The sequence below is a fragment of the Paraburkholderia sp. BL21I4N1 genome (genome assembly GCF_002973525.1).
In the GTDB taxonomy this organism is placed as follows: domain Bacteria; phylum Pseudomonadota; class Gammaproteobacteria; order Burkholderiales; family Burkholderiaceae; genus Paraburkholderia.
The window spans coordinates 14,091-32,116 of the sequence record NZ_PVEN01000019.1; the positions used below are offsets into that span (position 1 = coordinate 14,091).

The 18,026-nt window shown below is 63.6% G+C and carries 15 protein-coding genes; 11 read left to right on the forward strand and 4 right to left on the reverse strand.

Annotated features, from left to right (window positions below; all coding sequences use genetic code 11):
* The first annotated feature begins 5 nt into the window (after positions 1-5).
* The 3 genes from B0G83_RS32060 (at position 6) to B0G83_RS32070 (ending at position 3,753) form a co-directional block, all read left to right on the forward strand.
* Positions 6-923, forward strand: coding sequence for a LysR substrate-binding domain-containing protein (locus tag B0G83_RS32060; protein WP_105511354.1), 918 nt, complete (start codon positions 6-8; stop codon positions 921-923).
* A gap of 194 nt (positions 924-1,117) precedes the next feature.
* Complete coding sequence (locus tag B0G83_RS32065; protein WP_105511355.1) at positions 1,118-2,425, forward strand: MFS transporter; 1,308 nt, start codon at positions 1,118-1,120, stop codon at positions 2,423-2,425.
* Between the two features lie 80 nt (positions 2,426-2,505).
* Positions 2,506-3,753: an amidohydrolase family protein gene (locus B0G83_RS32070; RefSeq protein WP_105511356.1), complete on the forward strand. Its 1,248-nt coding sequence runs from the start codon at positions 2,506-2,508 to the stop codon at positions 3,751-3,753.
* Positions 3,754-3,807: 54 nt separating this feature from the next.
* Here the strand turns inward: B0G83_RS32070 and B0G83_RS32075 are convergent, their stop codons facing one another.
* Positions 3,808-4,746: a DMT family transporter gene (locus B0G83_RS32075; RefSeq protein WP_105511357.1), complete on the reverse strand. Its 939-nt coding sequence runs from the start codon at positions 4,744-4,746 to the stop codon at positions 3,808-3,810.
* Between the two features lie 124 nt (positions 4,747-4,870).
* Here B0G83_RS32075 and B0G83_RS32080 point away from each other — a divergent pair, with 124 nt between their 5' ends.
* Positions 4,871-5,791: a LysR family transcriptional regulator gene (locus tag B0G83_RS32080; protein WP_105511358.1), complete on the forward strand. Its 921-nt coding sequence runs from the start codon at positions 4,871-4,873 to the stop codon at positions 5,789-5,791.
* Positions 5,792-6,476: 685 nt separating this feature from the next.
* On the opposite strand, the gene B0G83_RS32085 is transcribed toward B0G83_RS32080, so the two are convergent.
* On the reverse strand, positions 6,477-7,457 hold the full coding sequence (locus B0G83_RS32085; RefSeq protein ID WP_105511359.1) for a chemotaxis protein CheV: 981 nt from the start codon (positions 7,455-7,457) through the stop codon (positions 6,477-6,479).
* A 418-nt stretch (positions 7,458-7,875) separates the two neighbouring features.
* On the opposite strand from B0G83_RS32085, the gene B0G83_RS32090 reads away from it, so the two are divergent.
* The 3 genes from B0G83_RS32090 (at position 7,876) to B0G83_RS32100 (ending at position 11,425) form a co-directional block, all read left to right on the forward strand.
* Positions 7,876-8,436: a DUF4142 domain-containing protein gene (locus B0G83_RS32090; protein WP_105511360.1), complete on the forward strand. Its 561-nt coding sequence runs from the start codon at positions 7,876-7,878 to the stop codon at positions 8,434-8,436.
* 163 nt (positions 8,437-8,599) lie between these two features.
* The gene (locus B0G83_RS32095; protein WP_105511361.1) at positions 8,600-10,309 is read left to right on the forward strand and encodes a tetratricopeptide repeat protein; all 1,710 of its coding nucleotides are present in this window, start codon (positions 8,600-8,602) and stop codon (positions 10,307-10,309) included.
* 90 nt (positions 10,310-10,399) lie between these two features.
* Positions 10,400-11,425 carry an aldo/keto reductase gene (locus tag B0G83_RS32100; RefSeq protein WP_105511362.1) on the forward strand — a complete coding sequence of 342 codons (1,026 nt, stop codon included), beginning with the start codon at positions 10,400-10,402 and terminating at the stop codon, positions 11,423-11,425.
* Between the two features lie 134 nt (positions 11,426-11,559).
* On the opposite strand, the gene B0G83_RS32105 is transcribed toward B0G83_RS32100, so the two are convergent.
* Entirely contained in the window at positions 11,560-12,303 is a 744-nt protein-coding gene (locus tag B0G83_RS32105) for an SDR family oxidoreductase (RefSeq protein WP_105511363.1), read from the reverse strand.
* Between the two features lie 138 nt (positions 12,304-12,441).
* Here B0G83_RS32105 and B0G83_RS32110 point away from each other — a divergent pair, with 138 nt between their 5' ends.
* A complete protein-coding gene (locus B0G83_RS32110; protein WP_105511364.1) occupies positions 12,442-13,341 on the forward strand; it encodes a LysR family transcriptional regulator in 900 nt (299 codons plus the stop codon).
* Between the two features lie 180 nt (positions 13,342-13,521).
* Complete coding sequence (locus B0G83_RS32115) at positions 13,522-13,839, forward strand: single-stranded DNA-binding protein (protein ID WP_105511365.1); 318 nt, start codon at positions 13,522-13,524, stop codon at positions 13,837-13,839.
* Here the strand turns inward: B0G83_RS32115 and B0G83_RS32120 are convergent.
* Positions 13,809-14,735, reverse strand: a complete 927-nt coding sequence (locus tag B0G83_RS32120; protein ID WP_105511366.1) for a LysR family transcriptional regulator — start codon at positions 14,733-14,735, stop codon at positions 13,809-13,811. The genes B0G83_RS32115 and B0G83_RS32120 overlap by 31 nt on opposite strands.
* A gap of 133 nt (positions 14,736-14,868) precedes the next feature.
* On the opposite strand from B0G83_RS32120, the gene B0G83_RS32125 reads away from it, so the two are divergent.
* Positions 14,869-16,632, forward strand: coding sequence for an acyl-CoA dehydrogenase family protein (locus tag B0G83_RS32125; RefSeq protein ID WP_105511367.1), 1,764 nt, complete (start codon positions 14,869-14,871; stop codon positions 16,630-16,632).
* Positions 16,632-17,978, forward strand: a complete 1,347-nt coding sequence (locus B0G83_RS32130) for a CaiB/BaiF CoA-transferase family protein (RefSeq protein ID WP_258168411.1) — start codon at positions 16,632-16,634, stop codon at positions 17,976-17,978. Before B0G83_RS32125 ends, B0G83_RS32130 begins: the two co-directional genes overlap by 1 nt.
* Positions 17,979-18,026 lie beyond the last annotated feature (48 nt).

The window sequence follows — 18,026 nt, forward strand, 5'->3', positions numbered from 1 at the left end:
TCATCATGCGTATCGCTCCGTTGCCCCCGCTGCAGTGCCTCGTCGCATTCGAATCGGCCGTGCGGCACGCCAGCTTCACCAAGGCCGCCGCCGAACTGCATCTCACGCAGAGCGCGATCAGCCGGCAGATCGCTCAACTGGAAGACTTTCTCGGCCGCTCGCTGTTCGTGCGAGAGCACCGCGCGTTACGTCTGACAATCGCCGGCGAAGGCTACGCGAAGCAGGTGCAGTGGCTGCTCGCCAGTTGCTCCGAAGCGACCCTCGATGTGATGAAGCATTACGGCGATCAGGAATTGACGATTGCGTGCTCATCCGGCGTCGCGGTGTTGTGGCTCACGCCGCGGCTGGGCGCGTTTCGCGCCGCGCATCCGAGCGTCAAGATCAGAATGATCGTGCGCGATGGACTCGCGTCACTGTCGCCCGCGGAATTCGACGTGGGGCTGTACTACATACGCCAGCGGGCCGAACCGCATTTCACTGCGCGTCGACTGTTCGACGAAGAGGTGTACCCGGTGTGTTCGCCCGGCTATCTCGCGGGTCGCGTGCTGGACCCGGCGGCGCTCGCGCACGAAACCCTGCTCGTGCAGGAAGACGGTCAGCGGCAATGGATGTCGTGGTCCGAATGGTTCGGCATGAACGGCGTGCAGCTACCGGCCGTGCCGCGCTCGGTCGTCGTCAATCATTATCCGCAACTCGTGCAGATGGCGATTCTCGGCCAGGGCGTTGTACTCGGCTGGCGCAATATGATCGACGCGTGTCTGAACGAAGGCCTGCTGGTGCGTGCCACGCAAGCTTCCGCGAGCCACGGCGGTGGCTACTACGTGGTGTCGCCGAACGACCGCTCGCAGAACCAGGCCGCCCGCACTTTCACGCGATGGCTGTTCGAGCAGGCCGAAGAACAGCGCGGCGGCGCGCCGACCTGAACACGGTGAAAACAGTTTCGCATGCGCTGGACGCATGCATGCATGCGAATCTATCGTTTCGAAAACAATTCGGGTCTCACTAGGATCGGCGTTATGCATGCGAAGGCGCCGTCGGAGGTTCGAGCACGGCGCGGCGAGTTGCCGATACTTCCGCCTGCCTCCCGCGAGACACGCGGCCGATGAGGAAAGAGACCATGCAAGGAACGCTTGTATCCAACGCCACCATGTCCGTCGATACGCTCGCGCGGCAACGGCGCCGCGCCATTGTCGCCACCGTGCTCGGCAACGGGCTCGAATGGTTCGACTTCACCGTCTACAGTTTCTTCGCCGTCATCATCGCCAAGCTGTTCTTTCCGACCGGCAATGAGCTGAGTTCGCTGCTGCTCGCCGTGGCCACTTTCGGCGTGGGATTTTTCATGCGTCCTGTGGGCGGTATCGTGCTGGGCGTGTACGCCGATAAAGTCGGCAGAAAGGCGGCGCTGTCGCTGACCATTCTGCTGATGGCGCTCGGCACCGCACTGATCGGCCTCGCGCCGACCTACGACCAGATCGGTCTGTGGGCGCCGGTGCTGATCGTGGTCGCGCGTTTGTTGCAAGGCTTCTCGGCGGGTGGCGAGATGGGCAGCGCCACGGCCTTTCTCACCGAATATGCGCCGGTGGAAAAGCGCGCGTTCTATTCGAGCTGGATTCAATCGAGCATCGGCTTTGCGGTGTTGCTGGGCGCGGCGGTCGGCACGTTCGTGACCGCGAGCCTGAGCGCCGACGCGCTGCATTCATGGGGCTGGAGAATGCCGTTCCTGATCGGCATTCTGATCGGGCCGGTCGGCTATTTCATTCGCAGCCGCATGGATGAAACGCCCGCTTTCAGCGCGGTCGCCGACGAAGCCAAAAACGATTCGCCGCTCGCCGAAGTGCTGCAACGCTTTCCGCGCGAGACCTTCGCGAGTTTTTCGATGGTGATTCTGTGGACGGTTTGCACCTACGTGCTGCTGTTCTACATGCCGACGTATTCGGTGCGGACTTTGCACCTGCCGCAATCCACCGGTTTCTCGGCGGGCATGTTCGGCGGTTTCATGATTATGTGTTTCGCGCCGGTGGTCGGCAAGCTGGCGGACCGCTTCGGCCGCCGCCGCTTCCTGTCCGGCGCCGCCGCCGCAATCCTGTTGCTCGCGTGGCCGATGTTCGCCTATATCAATCGCGCGCCGGGACTGGCTTCGCTGATGGTATTTCAGGGCGTGTTCGGTCTGCTGATCGCGACGTACACCGGGCCGATTCTCGCCGCGTTCTCCGAGCTGTTTCCGACCAAGGTGCTGTCGACCGGACTCTCCGTTGCGTACAACTTCGCGGTGACGATTTTCGGCGGCTTCGCGCCGTTCTTCATTACGTGGCTGATCGCGTCGACCGGCAGCAATATGGCGCCCGCGATCTACGTGATGATTGCTGCGGCCATCAGCCTCACCGGCACGTTCTTCGTGCGCGAGCCGCGTCGTCGCGACGCCTGACACAGCCTGCGCGCGGCCGCTCCGCGCCGCGCGATTTCCTTCATCCAGTCAAGTCGGTCAAGTCAGTCAGGAAGACAGCAATGAGCATTACGGTAATCAGCGGCGGCAACGTACTCGATCTGACGCAGGGCGCGTTGCTCGAGCATCATCATGTCGTGATCGAAAACGGTCATGTCGTCGAAGTCACCGATCGTCCGGTGGATCTGCCCAACGCGCGCGTGATCGATGCGCGCGGCAAGACGGTGATGCCTGGGTTGATCGATTGTCACGTGCATGTGCTCGCTTCGCGCGCGAACCTCGGCGCGAACGCCGCGCAGCCGAATATTCTCACCGCGATTCGAGCGTTGCCGATTCTGAAGGCGATGCTCGGCCGTGGCTTTACCAGCGTGCGCGATGCGGGCGGCGCGGATTGGGGTTTGACGCAAGCCCTGGAAGCCGGCCTGATTCCCGGGCCGCGCATTTTCCCGTCGGGCAAGGCGCTGTCGCAGACTGGCGGTCACGGCGATTTCCGGCCGCGTGGCGACACGCTCGAACCGTGTTCGTGCGCGTTCCGCGCGGGTGCGATCGCGCGCGTGGTCGACGGTGTGGATGCCGTGCGGCTCGCCGTGCGCGAAGAGATCCAGAAGGGCGCGACGCAGATCAAGATCATGGCGTCCGGCGGCGTTGCGTCGCCGACCGACCCGATCGGCAACACGCAGTATTCCGAGGATGAGATCCGCGCGATCGTCGCCGAAGCGCAAGCGGCCAATACGTACGTCATGGCGCACGCTTACACCGGTCGGGCGATTTCGCGTGCGATCCGCTGCGGCGTGCGCACGATCGAGCACGGCAATCTCGTCGACGAAGCCGCCGCGAATTTGATGCGCGAACACGGCGCGTTCGTCGTGCCGACGCTGGTGACTTACGATGCGCTCGCCAAACACGGTGCGGATTACGGCTTGCCGGCCGATTCGATTGCAAAGGTCGAGACCGTGCGCCAGGCGGGTCGCGACTCGTTGCAGATTTATGCGAAGGCCGGTGTACCGATGGGTTTCGGCTCCGACCTGCTGGGCGAGATGCACACGTTCCAGAGCGACGAGTTGCGGATTCGCGCGGACGTGCTCGGCAATCTGGAGGCGTTGCGTTCGGCGACATCGATCGCCGCGGAGATCGTCGATTTGAGCGGCAAGCTCGGCGCGGTGAAGGCCGGTGCGATTGCCGATCTGCTGGTGGTGGACGGCGACCCGCTCAAGGATATCGGCCTGTTGACCGGACAGGGCGAGCGGATCGCGTATGTGTTGCAGCGTGGCGAGGTGGTCAGCGAACGCGGTGCGGTTGCATCGCGCTGATCGGTAAGAGGGAAGTCTCGACTGCGGTCGAGGCCCCTGCTCGCGAGCGTTGTTTCAGGCGTTCGCGGTGCGTACTCGCCATGCGGTCCAGCGCACCGTCGCCAGGACGGATGCCGCGACGATCAGCGCACCGCCGACCCACGCGGTCGCGGTAATCCTTTCCCCCAGCCACAGGCAGGCGAACACTGCGCCGAAGGCCGGTTCGCTACCCATCAGCAATGACACGCGGGTCGGACTGCTGCGTTTGATCGCGAAGTTCTGCGCGAAGAACGCGAACAGCGTGCAGGCCAGCACCAGATAGGCGATGTAACCCCAGAACGCCGGATGTCCCGCCAGCGAAGGCGCCGCCTGCCACTGTTGCGGCGCGAACAGCCAGGCCGCCGCGGCGCTGCCGAACGCCACCACGCCCGACTGCACGGCGGTCACCGTCAACGGCGGCAACGCCGAATCGCGCATGACCCGCTTCGTCACGCAGACCGTCAACGCACGCAGCAGGGCGGCGAGCAGAATCAGCGCATCGCCGGGATTGAAGCTGAGTGCGCCGTCGCCCGCCAGCAGCCATGCGCCCAGCAGCGACAGCGCCACCGCGATCCATTCGACGCGGCTTGGCCGGCGCTTGAGCATCATCCATTCGACGAGCGGCGTCAGTACCACGCACAGGCTGATCAGAAACGCGGCGTTGGCGGCGCGCGTCAGCAGAATGCCGAAGGTTTCACACAGAAAGATGCCGAGCAGCAGCAGGCCCGCGATGGAGACGCCGCGCAATGTGCGGGCGTCGGCGGCGCGCAGATGCCGCAGCGCCGGCGACAGGATCACGAAGGTGATCCCGAAGCGCAGTGCGAGCAAACCTAGTACCGGGTAGAACACCAGCGCGCTTTTGACCACGCCGTAGCTGGTGCCCCATACCACCGCGACGGCGAGCAGCATGAGATCGGAGATCAGGAGCAGGCGTTCCTGTTTATTTTGGTGAGCTTGTTCGGCTTGTTGAGACATGACGGACCTCCGGCGGATAAGGGCGTATTGTCTGGTTTTGCATCGGAGGTGATAATCGGGTCGCCGTGCACAGCGTTTATGTCGCCAATGCATTAATCGATGAATCACTGACGAGTCCGCCACGATGACGCCTACCGAACTTTTCGCCTTGCTGCCGGATATGGCGGTGTTCGCACGTGTGGTCGACGCGGGCAATTTTTCGGTGGCGGCGCGGCAGTTGGGGAGCACGCCGTCGACGGTCAGCCGGCAGATCAAGCGCCTCGAGGACGCGCTGGCGACGCGTTTGCTGGAACGATCGACGCGTACCGTGCGGGTCACGGAATCGGGCGCTCAGGTGGCGCGTTATTGCCGCGACATGCTGAGCGCGGCCTCGGGCGCGGTCGATGCGGCCGGGCAACTGGCCGGCAGACCGCAGGGGAAGGTGAGCTTGAGCGCGCCGACGCAGTTTGCGAGGAGCGTGATTCATCCGCTGATGGCGGGGTTTTTGCGGGCTTATGCCGAGGTGGATTTACAACTGTTGTTCACCGATCACGACGTGGACCCGCTTGTGGAGGATGTCGATCTGGTGATCCGCTTGACCGGGCATCCGCCGGAGAGTCTTGCGGGACGGCGGCTGGGGACGGTGCGGTGGTTGCTGGTGGCGTCGCCGGGTTATTTGCTGGAGCGTGGCACGCCGGCGATGCCGCGAGATCTGCTCAAGCATGCCTGCATCTATCTTGGCGAGACTGCCGATGACAATCGTTGGCGGTTTCGGCGCGGGGCCGAGACGCAGAGTGTCGATGTCAAGGGGCGGTATGTGGCCAATCACGCTGGCGCGCGGATTGAGGCGGCGTTGCAGGGGTTTGGGATTGCTAGCGTGCCGGAGTTCGCGGCGGGGGATTCGTTGCGGAGTGGTGAGCTTGTGCAGGTTTTAGCGGATTGGCGGGTTGAGGCGCGCGCTTACGCGGGGGAGGTTTGGGTGTTGTATCCGCCTAATCGGTTTTTGCCGCCTAAGGTTAGGGTGTTGATTGATTATCTGGTTGAACATGTTGGTGGGGTGGGGTGAAAGGGAGGGTTTTGGCCTGCTCGGCGGGTTTGGGTGTGATTGCTGCTGGGTTGGCCTTTCCTTGATTTGTTAGTGGTCTATTAGCGTTGCCCCTGTGCGGGGCGGCACCTACTTTTCTTTGCCTGCCGCAAAGAAAAGTAGGCAAAAGAAAGCGGCTCAAACCGCTAACCATGAAGCGGGTCCCCCGCACAGTCACGGTAGTGGCTCATCTGGAATCCGTGCCCTCGCACATTCCGCGTTGGTGGCACAGCCGTCATTCTTCCGGCGGCGCTGCGCGCGCCCCCGTGGTCGATCATCAAACCGTGTGTGCGCTGGGCATTTTGGTGCCTCGCCGAGGCGAAGCCGACGGCTTCCGCCGAGCGCGGAAAAACGACTGGTTTGGGATGGACCGCCCCGGCGAGCGCGCAGCGCGAGGCGGGATGAATGACGCCTTTGTCACCGGCGCGAAATGTGCGAGAGCACGGATTCCAGATGCACCACTACCGTGGCTGTGCGGGGGATCCGCTTATGAGCTGGCGGTGTGAGCCGCTTTCTTTTGCCTACTTTTCTTTGCGGCAGGCAAAGAAAAGTAGGTGCCCCCCCGCACAGGGGGAACGCTAATAAACCACCGTGAATTCAAGGAAAGGCCAACCCAGCAGCAATCACACCCAAAGCGCCGCGCAGGCCAACAAAAAAACCCCGCCCCTCAGGCCCCAACCTCCACAGGCGCCTTCCCCAACGCACTCCGAATAGCATCCGCCAACTCAGCAGCGGCAAACTTCGCCACATACCCATTAGCCCCGGCATTCTTCACATGCGCCTCATTAGCCGCCCCGGTAAGAGAGGAATGAATAATGACGGGAATATCCCGAGTCCGCTCATCGGCCTTGATCTGACGGGTCAACATAAACCCATCCATCTCCGGCATCTCAAGATCGGTCAGCACCAGAGCAATACTGTCTTTCGCCCGCCCACCATTCGACTGCGCTTCCCGCGCCACCTGCTGCAACGTATTCCAGGCCTCTTCGCCAGTCTTCGTCATCACATAGTCCGCGCCGATCGCGCTCAAAGCCTGCTCGATCAACTTACGAGCAAACCCCGAATCGTCAGCGGCGAGAATCTTGGCCCCGCGCCGAATCCCCAGCGCCTCGCCCATGACCGACGCCGGATCGACCGCCGGATGCTGCGAAGGAAACACATCCCGCAACACCTGCTCCACGTCGATCACCTGCGCAAGCCGCGAATCGCCCGTATTACCGTCGATCCGCGCAATGCTCGTCACCAGGTTGCCACCCGCCGCACCCTCCGCGGACAACACCTGATTCCACTCCAGCCGCACGATATCGTCGACTTCCTCGACCGCGAACGCTTGCGTCGAGCGCGCGAACTCGGTGACCAGCAAAATGTTCAAACCGCGCGTCGGCTCGCAACCCATCAATCGCGGCAAATCGATCACCGGAATGATCTGCCCGCGAATATCCACCGCGCCCATCACATACGGCGACGATCCGGCAATCGGCGTCACCTGCGGCATCGTCGAAATTTCTCGGACCTTGAATACGTTGATGCCGTAAAGCTCATGCTGATCGCTGCCGGGAACCGAACCCAACCGGTACAGCAACAGCTCGAACTTGTTGGAACTCGTCAGGTTGCTACGCTCGTCATTCGCGCGGTGATCTACGGCCATCGGCTTTCTCCAGAATTGCGGTGCGTGTGGTGACGCCATGCATCGCTACGTTCGACGCTGGCGCGCGCCCTACCATCCTGTTATCGGCGCGAGCGCCGGAAAATTCAGCGTTTCCGCGCGGTTTCAGCAGCATTCTTGACCTATGTTCTGGTTAACACCCACGCACTATCAGGGGCACGAAGCATTCGCCGCAATACAGGCCTGTCAAGGCATTCATATGAAGGTTACCTAAGGTTACAGAAGGCACAGCGTCGTATCACATGGGGTACGGCGCGACTCCTAGAATTCATAGCGATAAAAGCGTGGCGCCGTCAGCGGCTCGCAAGCTGGCTGCAAGGTCGGCGCGCGGTCGCGCGCTGCAGATCGGCGCGGGCGCACACGCATTGCCGTCGTTTCGCTTCCACCTCCAGGAGAACATATGATCCGCTTGCCTCTCGCCACATTCACCGGTGCCTGCATGGCCAGCCTGCTGCTCGTCGCCAACGTCGCCCACGCGCAAACAGCCGCACCCGCGGCGGCGGATGCCAACCGTCTGCATGCCGCCGACCAGGCGTTCATCGCCGACGGCACCCAGGTCGTCGCGACGCAACGCGACGCCGCACGCATCGCGACATCCCGCTCCACCGATCGCGACGTCAAGGCTTTCGCCGAACGCGTCTCGACCGACAACGCCAAAATCTCCGACGCGCTGCGCGCAGCCAGCCCGCGCGGCGTCGACGTGCCGAAGAACGATCCGGATGCGGCGGTGCTTGCCAGCATCAACACGCTGCGCGGCGCCGACTTCGATAAGACGTATATCGAACAGGTCGCGCTCGTCGGCGAGCAGAAAGCGCTGTCGGCGTTCCAGGCGGAAATCGCGTCGGGCCGCGACGACCAGTTGAAGGCGGTCGCAAAACAGGCGCTGCCGACTATCCAGGCGCACTACGCCATGGCGCAGGATCTCGCCAAGCGCAAGCATCTGGCCACCAGCACGCAATAACGCGCGTCGCGCCTCACGGGGCATGCAGTCGCCCATTCGAATGCGGTCTTTTCGGCGATAATCGGCTTCGTTCTTTCGAACGCGATGCGTGCGCGATCCACGCGCCGCATCGTCTTCACAAGCGCTTTCACGATTCCACCCGCATTCAATTCAAGCTCACCGTATGGGCAAGCCTGCCACTCTGCCGCAACAGTTGGACTCGATGCTTCGGCAAGCCGTCGCGCTTCAACAGAACGGCGCCTTCGCCGAAGCCGAAGAACTCTATCGCGAGATTCTCGACATCAAGCCACGCCACTTCGACGCGCTGCAATTGCTGGGCGCACTCGCGCTGCAAGCGGGCCGTCTGGAAGAGGGCGTCGATCTGCTGAAGAAGGCGCTGGCGGTCAACGCCAAACAGGCGCCGATTCATTCGAACCTCGCCTATGCGTTGAACGCCTTGCAGCGTTTCGACGAAGGCCTCGCGAGCGCGGATCGCGCGCTGGCCTTGCAAGCCAGATTTCCCGATGCGCTGAACAATCGCGGCAACGCCCAGGCCGGTCTGAACCAGCCGCTCGATGCGCTCGGCAGTTTCGACCGCGCCATCGCGCTGACGCCGGCTTTCGCACAGGCCTGGAACAATCGCGCGTGCGTGCTGCGCGATCTGGGCCGTCCCGCGGATGCGCTCGCCAGTTGCGATCACGCACTCGAGTTACAGCCGAACTATCCCGATGCATGGAGCAATCGCGGCAATGCGCTCAGCGATCTGAACCAGCCGCACGACGCGGAGCTTAGCTACCGGCGCGCGCTCGAACTCGCGCCGGCCTTCGCCGATGCATGGAATAACCTCGGCCTCACGCAGATCGATCTCGATCGGCACTCGGAAGCCTTGGCGAGTTACGAGCATGCGCTGGCCGTGAATCCCGCGTCGGCGGAAACGCATTGGAACGAATCGCTGTGTCTGCTGCAAATGGGGCAGCTCGAAGCCGGCTTTCGTCAGTACGAATGGCGCTGGGAACGCAACCGCATCAAGGCCGGCAAGCGCAGCTTCGCGCAGCCGCTGTGGCTCGGCGATTTTTCGATCGAAGGAAAAACGATTCTGCTGCATGCCGAACAAGGCCTCGGCGACACGCTGCAGTTTTGCCGCTATGCGGCGCTGGTGTCGGCACTCGGTGCGAAGGTCGTGCTCGAAGTGCCCGCCGAGTTGATGCGACTCATGACCACGCTCGACGGTGTGGATCAGTTGATCGAAGCCGGGCAGCCGTTGCCGCACTTCGATTGCCACTGTCCACTGCTCAGTTTGCCGCTCGCGTTCAGGACCGGTCTCGCGAGCATTCCATCGGCGACGCCTTATCTGTTCGCCGACCACGTAGCCGTCGCGCAATGGCGCACGCGTCTTGACGAGGACGCAAACGGCCGGCTCAAAGTGGGCCTCGTCTGGGCGGGCGGCAACCGGCCGCACGTCGCGGAACTGCGCAAGAACGACGCGCGCCGTTCAATCACGTTCGAGCGCCTCGCGCCGCTTCTCGACCTGCCGAACGTGCAGTTTTTCAGCCTGCAAAAAGGCACGGCCGCGCTGCAACTGTCGGACAGCGACATGGGTCGCCGCGCGGTGATCGACCACACCGAAGCACTCAACGATTTCGCCGACACGGCGGCACTCGTCGCCAATCTCGATCTGGTGATTTCCGTCGATACGTCCACCGCGCATCTGGCCGGTGCGCTAGACAGGCCGGTGTGGATTCTGAACCGCTTCGACACATGCTGGCGCTGGCTGCTGGAGCGCACCGACACGCCCTGGTATCCGCGCGCGCGTCTGTTCCGGCAACCCGCACTGGGCGACTGGGACAGCGTGATCCACGCCGCGCGCGACGCGCTCGCCAGGCTGACAAGCTAGCCGGAATCCGTCGCGCTAGCCGACGCGTTTCTGCCGACGCGCGTAGACTGAACGTCCGTTTATCGACGGCTAGGCCACGGAGATTCATCAATGGAATACAGACATCTGGGTGCATCCGGCTTCAAGGTGCCGGTCCTGAGTTTCGGCACGGGTACATTCGGCGGCAAGGGCGAGTTCTTCGAAGCGTGGGGCACCAGCGACGTCGCGGAAGCGCGTCGTCTGATCGACATCTGTTTCGACGCGGGCGTCACCATGTTCGACAGCGCCGACATCTATTCGAACGGCGCGTCGGAGTCGGTGCTCGGCGAGGCGCTCAAGGGCAAGCGCGACAAGGCCATCATCTCGACCAAGGCGACCTTCCGTTTCGACGACAGTCCGAACAACGTCGGCTCGTCGCGCTTTCATCTGATCCAGGCGGTCGACGCCGCGCTCAAGCGTCTGCAAACCGACTACATCGACCTGTTCCAGTTGCATGGTTTCGACGCGAAAACGCCGATCGCCGAAGTGCTGTCCACGCTCGACGATCTGGTGCGCGCCGGCAAGATCCGTTATACCGGCGTGTCGAATTTTTCAGGCTGGCATCTGATGAAATCGCAGGATGTCGCGGACCGTTACGGCTATCCGCGCTATGTCGCGAATCAGGCGTATTACTCGCTAGTGGGCCGCGATTACGAATGGGAGTTGATGCCGCTCGGCATCGATCAGGGGGTGGGCGCGGTGGTATGGAGTCCGCTCGGCTGGGGGCGTCTCACCGGCAAGATCAAGCGTGGCCAGGCGCTGCCCGAAACGAGCCGCCTCCATAAAACCGCCGACATGGGGCCGCCGGTGCCGCAGGAGTATCTGTTCCGCGTGCTCGACGCGATCGACGAAGTCGCCGCCGAAACCGGCAAGACGGTGCCGCAGATTGCGCTGAACTGGCTGTTGCAGCGGCCGACGGTGTCCACGGTGCTGATCGGCGCGCGCAACGAGGAACAATTGCGGCAGAACCTCGGCGCGGTGGGCTGGAATCTGACGCCGGAACAGATGGCCAGGCTCGACGCGGCGAGCGCCGTGCGTCCCGCTTATCCGTACTGGCATCAGGAAGGATTCACGGAGCGCAATCCGAAGGCGGTTTAAGCGGGTTTTCTTCCAAACGTCGATGCGTCGCCACGCGCTGCGGTCAAACGTGTCGTCACACGTTCAGCCGTAGCGCGTGGCGATTTCATTTCCGCGCCGTATCCACGCTGCGCGACGCGTCATTGCCGCGTCGATCAGGCCAGCCCGCCGTTCGCGCGCAACGTCTGGCCATTGACCCAACCTGCGTCTGGACCCGCCAGGAACGACACCACCGCGGCAATGTCTTCCGGCTCGCCGAGGCGTTCCAGCGGCGGCATTTTCGCGTAGGTCTGGATCTGCTCGTCGCTTTTGCCTTCGAAGAACAGCGCCGTCGCGACCGGCCCCGGCGCCACAGCGTTGACGGTGATGTGACGGCCGCGCAATTCCTTCGCGAAGATCTGCGTGAACGCTTCGACCGCCGCTTTCGTCGCGGTGTAGATCGCGTAGCCCGGCAGATTCAACGCGAGCACCGTGCTCGAAAAATTGACGATACGGCCGCCGTCGTTCATTCGTTTGGCGGCTTCGCGCAGGGTGTTGAAGGTGCCGCGCACGTTGATGTCGAAGGTCTGGTCGTACACGGCGTCGCTGGTGTCGGCGAGCGGCATGGGCTTGAAGACGCCGGCATTGTTGACCAGAAGATCCACTTTGCCCAATTGCTGTTCGGTGGTCTCGAACAGGCGGCGTACGTCGTCGGGATTCGACACGTCGGCCCTGACCGCGATGGCTTTAACGCCTTTCGCCGTGAGCTGGGTGACGAGCGCGTCGGCTTCGGTCGAACTCGACGCGTAATTGACGACGATCGCGAAACCGTCGTTGGCGAGGCGTTGCGCGACCGCTGCGCCAATGCCGCGCGAGGCGCCGGTGACGATGGCGACGCGAGCGTTTTGAGTGCTGTTCATGATTCGTTCCCTTTGGATGGAGAGTGGATGAGAGGCATCATGAATGCTTTTCTCGCCGAGATAATCAGGCTAGACTCGGCATCATCATTCCATTTTCTTTAATAATGGGCGGAAACCCGCCTGTAAAGGGCGTCCAGCATGGATCGTTTCGAGGAAATGCGCGTGTTCGTGCGGATCGCCGAGCGGCAAAGCTTCACGCGCGCGGCGGACGACCTGCAGATTCCGCGCGCCACCGTGACCACGCTGATGAAGCGCATGGAGCAGCGGCTCGGCGCGCGGTTGCTGGAGCGCACCACGCGCACGGTGCGGCTCACGCCCGACGGCGAAGCGTATTACGGCCGCTGCGTGCGGCTGATCGCCGATATGGAGGAGGCGGAGGGCTCGTTTTCGAACCTCGCGCCGAAAGGGCTGCTACGCGTGAATCTGCAAGGCACGCTGGCGCGCTATTTCATCGTGCCGGCGCTGTCGGCGTTTCTGGCACGGTTTCCCGACATCGAACTGATGATTGGCGAGGACGACCGCTACGTCGATCTGGTGCGCGAAGGGATCGATTGCGTGCTGCGGGCCGGCAATCTGCAGGATTCGTCGATGGTTGGGCGGCGTGTCGCGTTGCTGCCTCAGGTGACGGTGGCGAGTCCCGCGTATCTGGCGGCTTATGGCGAGCCCGCCGATCCGGCCGCGTTGGCCACGCACCGGGCGGTTAATTATGTGTCGAGCGCGACCGGCAAGCCGGTGCCGCTGGAATTCAGCGTCGACGGCCGCGAGGTGGCGATGGTCTTGCCGTCCGCGGTCTCGGTAAGCGGCGTGGAGCTCTACACGGGGTCGGCGCTTGCCGGGCTCGGCATCGTGCAGGTGCCGCAATACCGCGTGGCGGATGAACTCGCGGCGGGGCGCCTGCGGATCATTCTCGCGGACTTCCCGCCGCCGCCGATGACGGTGTCCGTGCTGTATCCGCAGAACCGGCAACTGTCGTCGCGGGTGCGGGTGTTTGCGCAGTGGCTACGCGAGATTTTCGAAGCGTCGAACGTCGGCGTGTGAATGCGCGAGCAGTGTTCGTGCCGCGAGCGGTTCGCTTGTCACGCGTTTGCCCGCGCGTTCTTTTATGCGAGCGTTGCGGCGTCTCGTGGGATCATACGCACCGTGCCGGGCAAGCCGGCTTTTCGCACGGCACGCCGCGAAGTCAGTCGCGGTGGGGCACGCAATAACAGGAGCAGGGCAATGATCGATGGACTGGTGGGCGGGCGCCTCTATGGTGAAGCGCAGATTCGCACGGGGCAGAACGGCCGACGTTTCGTGACGTGCAAGGTACGGGCGACCACCAACGACGGCGACACGATTTTCGTCAACGTGATCGCGTTCGACGACGACGTGCAAACCGCGCTACTCGCGCTGAGCGATGCGGACAGCGTCGCGCTGAGCGGCACCTTGACGCCGAAGGTGTGGACCGACAAGAACGGGCTCGTCAAGCCGGCCGTGGACATGATCGCCCACCGTCTTCTAACCGCCTACGAAGGACGCCGCGAAGAGGACGCCTGAGCCGTTTTGCGCGGCTCGCCGCCGCTGTCGCGCAGATAGTCGACGAAGCGTTCGGCGACCGGCTCCGCGTCGCCGCTTCTGCGCAAAAGCAGCACTTGCGATAACAGCGTCTCGCCCTTCAACGGCAAAAAACACACCCGCGGATCTTCGATCTGCCGCAACGTGTACGGCACCAGCGCGACGCCCATGCCGAAGCCGACCATCGTGACGACGGTCTGCCACAAACGCGCTTCATGGCGAATCAACGGACTGAACCCGGCGCTTACGCACTGCGCGATGATCAGATCGTGATAATGCGGCGACACGGTGCGCGGAAACAGAATGAACGGTTCCTGCGCCAACGCCTGCAAGTCCACTTTGCGCCGCCTCGCCAACGGATGAGCGGCGGGCAGGCAAATCAGAAACGGCTCGGAAAATACCGGCGTGGACGTCACGTCTGACGGGAAATTGCCCCAATGCGCGCAGCCCATGTCGATCTGCATCCGCTGGATCGCGTGGACCTGTTCGCTCGTGTTCATCTCTTTCAGCACGATTTCGACGCCGGGATAATCGGCCTCGAACCGATGCACGGCCTGCGGCATGCCGCGATACAACATCGAATTCACGAAACCGATTCTGAGGCGGCCCGCGAGCCCATGCGCCGAGCGAACCGTGATGCGTTCCGCCTCGCTCGCCTGCAATAACAGCCGCCGCGCTTCGCCGAGCAGCACCTGACCGGCATTGGTCAGCGCCACCGTCTTGTTGGTGCGCGCAAGCAGTTGCACGCCGAGCTGCTCTTCAAACTTGCGGATGTCGAAACTCAGCGCGGGCTGCGAAATGAACAGATGCTTGGCCGCGCGGCCGAAATGCAGTTCTTCGGCGACCGCCACGAAATAGCGCAATTGCTTCAGGTCCATGACGGTCTCCGGTGTTCCGATCGATAAGCTACGTCTATCGTACCGGAACTAAGTTGTATTAGACGATTATCGAAGCCGCTTCTATGCTGTTTCCACAAGGCGCCAACCAGGGCCGACTTGAGACGAGACAATCATGAGCGACATCACTCCGCAGCCGGCACACGGCGCGTCCAATATTCCCGATAGCCGCGGCATCAATTTCTTCACCAGCGACCCCGATTTCGCGGGCCTGCTCAAACTGCATCTCGGCGACGCGCTGTATCGGGAGCTCGACAGCCAGTTCGTCGAACTCGGCCAACGCGCCTCCGGCGAACTCGACATCTGGGCGTTGTCCGCCGACAAGAATCCGCCGCAATTGCGGCATCGCACGCGGCGCGGCGAAGCGCTGCAGCGTATCGACAAGCATCCGGATTACGTCGCGCTGGAACGCGTGGCATACGCCGAGTTGGGACTCGCGTCGCTGAGCCACGCGACCCGAGACGGCCAGAAAACGCCGCCGCCGCTCGTGAAATACGCGCTGACCTTCCTGTTCGTGCAGGCGGAATTCGGTCTGTGCTGTCCGGTGAGCATGACCGATTCGCTCACGCGCACGCTGCGCAAATTCGGTGCGCCCGAACTGGTCGCGCGGTTCTTGCCGCGGCTGGCATCGCGCGATTTCGACTCGCTGTTTCAAGGCGCGATGTTCATGACGGAGCAGGCCGCAGGCTCCGACGTCGCGCGGATCGCCACGCGCGCCACGCTGGAAACGGATGCGCAGGGCGCGCAAACATGGCGCCTGTACGGTGACAAATGGTTCTGCTCGAACGCCGACGCCGATCTCGCCATGGTGCTCGCGCGTCCCGATACCGCGCCGGCGGGTATCAACGGTCTTGCGCTGTTCCTGCTGCCGAAGACACTGCCGGATGGCTCGCGCAACGCTTACCGGATCGTGCGGTTGAAAGACAAGCTCGGCAGCCGCTCGATGGCGAGCGGCGAGATCGTGCTGGAAGGCGCTACCGCCTATCTGATCGGTGAAGTGGGGCGCGGCTTCCATCAGATGGCCGACATGATCAACATGTCGCGTCTGTCGAATGGCGTGCGCGCGGCCGGTTTGATGCGGCGTGCCGTGACGGAAGCGCTGCATATCGCACGTCATCGCGAGGCGTTCGGCCGCAAGCTGATCGATATGCCGCTGATGCAACGGCAATTGCTCAAGATGATGCTGCCCGCCGAACAGGCGCGCTCGATGTTCATGCAGATCGCGCTGCTGCTCGACAAAGCCGACGCAGGCGACCTTCAAGCGGCGAAATGCGTGCGTATCCTGACGCCGTTGATCAAGTTCCGCGCCTGCCGCGACGCGCGCCGCGTGACCGGCGACGCCATGGAAGTGCGCGGCGGCACTGGCTACATCGAGGAGTGGAGCGACGCGCGGCTGGTGCGCGACGCGCATCTCGGCTCGATCTGGGAAGGCACCAGCAATATCGTCGCGCTCGATATCGCGCGCGCGGCGAAACGCGACGGCGCGCTGGAACCATTGCGCGCGTATTTGCTGGATCGGCTCGGCGCGGCGGGTTTACCGGCGGCGAGTCTCGCTTTACTGCGCGCCACGCTGACGCGCGCTTGCGATGCGCTGGCGAGCGTCGCGGAAGCCGGCCGCGACGAATGGGTCCGGCAGGCGGGCACGGCGTTGTATCACGCGAGCACGGCGGTGCTGATGGCGTGCGAAGGCGCACGGCTCGCACCGGATTACCGGCGTCTTGCGCTGGCTCATCTGGTGGTGCGGCATAAGTTGTTGCCTGTCGATCCGCTGGACCCACGGAGTGCGTCGGACGAGCCCGGTGTGATCGACGCGTTGGTGAATGGGCGTGGCGTGACGCTCGAACAGGCGCTGCAGGTGTTGCCGGAAGGGAGTGTGTGATGACGGCGTTCGCGAACCGTGGCGCACCAAACACGCAAGGCACGCAAAGCCCCCAGGGCGCGCTGCAAGGCATCAAGGTCATCGATTTGAGCCGCGTGCTCGGCGGCCCATACTGCACGCAGGCGCTGGCCGATCACGGCGCCCAGGTGATCAAGCTCGAACCCCCCGGCGGAGACGAAACACGCGGCTGGGGGCCGCCGTTTTACGGCGACACCGCGTGGTATTTCGCCGGCGTCAACCGCAACAAGCAGGGCATCGCCGTCGACCTGTCATGCGACGAAGGCCGCGCGATTCTGTGGAAGCTGCTTGAAGACGCCGACGTGCTGGTCGAGAACTTCAAACCCGGCACGCTCGCGCGCTGGGGCATGGACTACGAGCGCGACCTGCGCGAGCGTTTCCCGAAACTAATTCACTGCGCGGTCTCGGGCTTCGGCCCCGACGGCCCGCTCGGCGGCTTACCCGGCTACGACGCCGCCATCCAGGCAATGACCGGCCTGATGAGCGTGAACGGCGAGCACGACGGACCGGCCACGCGTGTCGGCCTGCCGGTCGTCGACATGGTGACGGGCCTGAACGCGCTCGCCGGCATTCTGCTTGCGCTCGCCGAGCGAACGACCAGCGGACGCGGCCAGTCGATCGATATCGCGTTGTACGACTGTGGTGTGTCGCTGCTCCATCCGCATCTGCCGAATTATTTCGGCTCCGGCCGCACGCCGCAACGCAGCGGCAACGCGCATCCCAACATCACGCCGTACGACAGCTATCGCACGGCGAGCGCGCCGATCTTTCTCGCGGTCGGCAACGACCGGCAGTTCGCGCGGCTGTGCGCGCATCTCGGCGCGCCCGAACTCGCCGACGATCCGCGCTATGTCGACAACCGCAGCCGCTGCGCGCATCGCGAGCCCTTGAAGGCAGCGCTCGAAAACCTGCTCGCCGCCCACGACTGCGAGCCGCTCGCGCAGGCGCTGATCAACGCGGGCGTGCCCTGCGGTCCGGTGCAAACCGTCGACGTGGTCGCGCGTCATCCGCATACGGTGCATCGCGGGATGGTGGTGGAGTTGGGCGCGTATCGCGGCACGGCGTCGCCGATCAAGCTGTCGCGCACGCCGGCCACGTATCGCAGCGCGCCACCGGCGCTCGGCGGCGACACGCGCGCGGTGCTGGATGGCTTGGGAATCGATGCGGCCACGCAGCAGAGATTGTTCGAGGCGGGCGTGTTGCGCGGCGCGATGCCGAAGGGCCGCGAGCCCGATGGCGTGGTGCCCGAGGCCCGCAAACACGAAAGCGGCGCGCCCAACGCTGATGTCCCCGAACCCGCCACGTTCGCCGCCAAGCCACGCAACTAGCCACCCGCAGTTCCCCGACGACGGCTCACAGAAGCCGCGCCATCCAGA

Bases quoted from the DNA above. Each gene is read 5' to 3' on its own strand.
- B0G83_RS32125 (WP_105511367.1), top strand. From the start codon at position 14,869: ATGAGCGACATCACTCCGCAGCCGGCACACGGCGCGTCCAATATTCCC.
- B0G83_RS32110 (WP_105511364.1), top strand. From the start codon at position 12,442: ATGGATCGTTTCGAGGAAATGCGCGTGTTCGTGCGGATCGCCGAGCGG.
- B0G83_RS32075 (WP_105511357.1), bottom strand. From the start codon at position 4,746: ATGTCTCAACAAGCCGAACAAGCTCACCAAAATAAACAGGAACGCCTG.
- B0G83_RS32080 (WP_105511358.1), top strand. From the start codon at position 4,871: ATGACGCCTACCGAACTTTTCGCCTTGCTGCCGGATATGGCGGTGTTC.
- B0G83_RS32100 (WP_105511362.1), top strand. From the start codon at position 10,400: ATGGAATACAGACATCTGGGTGCATCCGGCTTCAAGGTGCCGGTCCTG.
- B0G83_RS32070 (WP_105511356.1), top strand. From the start codon at position 2,506: ATGAGCATTACGGTAATCAGCGGCGGCAACGTACTCGATCTGACGCAG.
- B0G83_RS32065 (WP_105511355.1), top strand. From the start codon at position 1,118: ATGCAAGGAACGCTTGTATCCAACGCCACCATGTCCGTCGATACGCTC.
- B0G83_RS32095 (WP_105511361.1), top strand. From the start codon at position 8,600: ATGGGCAAGCCTGCCACTCTGCCGCAACAGTTGGACTCGATGCTTCGG.
- B0G83_RS32105 (WP_105511363.1), bottom strand. From the start codon at position 12,303: ATGAACAGCACTCAAAACGCTCGCGTCGCCATCGTCACCGGCGCCTCG.
- B0G83_RS32085 (WP_105511359.1), bottom strand. From the start codon at position 7,457: ATGGCCGTAGATCACCGCGCGAATGACGAGCGTAGCAACCTGACGAGT.
- B0G83_RS32060 (WP_105511354.1), top strand. From the start codon at position 6: ATGCGTATCGCTCCGTTGCCCCCGCTGCAGTGCCTCGTCGCATTCGAA.
- B0G83_RS32120 (WP_105511366.1), bottom strand. From the start codon at position 14,735: ATGGACCTGAAGCAATTGCGCTATTTCGTGGCGGTCGCCGAAGAACTG.
- B0G83_RS32130 (WP_258168411.1), top strand. From the start codon at position 16,632: ATGACGGCGTTCGCGAACCGTGGCGCACCAAACACGCAAGGCACGCAA.
- B0G83_RS32115 (WP_105511365.1), top strand. From the start codon at position 13,522: ATGATCGATGGACTGGTGGGCGGGCGCCTCTATGGTGAAGCGCAGATT.
- B0G83_RS32090 (WP_105511360.1), top strand. From the start codon at position 7,876: ATGATCCGCTTGCCTCTCGCCACATTCACCGGTGCCTGCATGGCCAGC.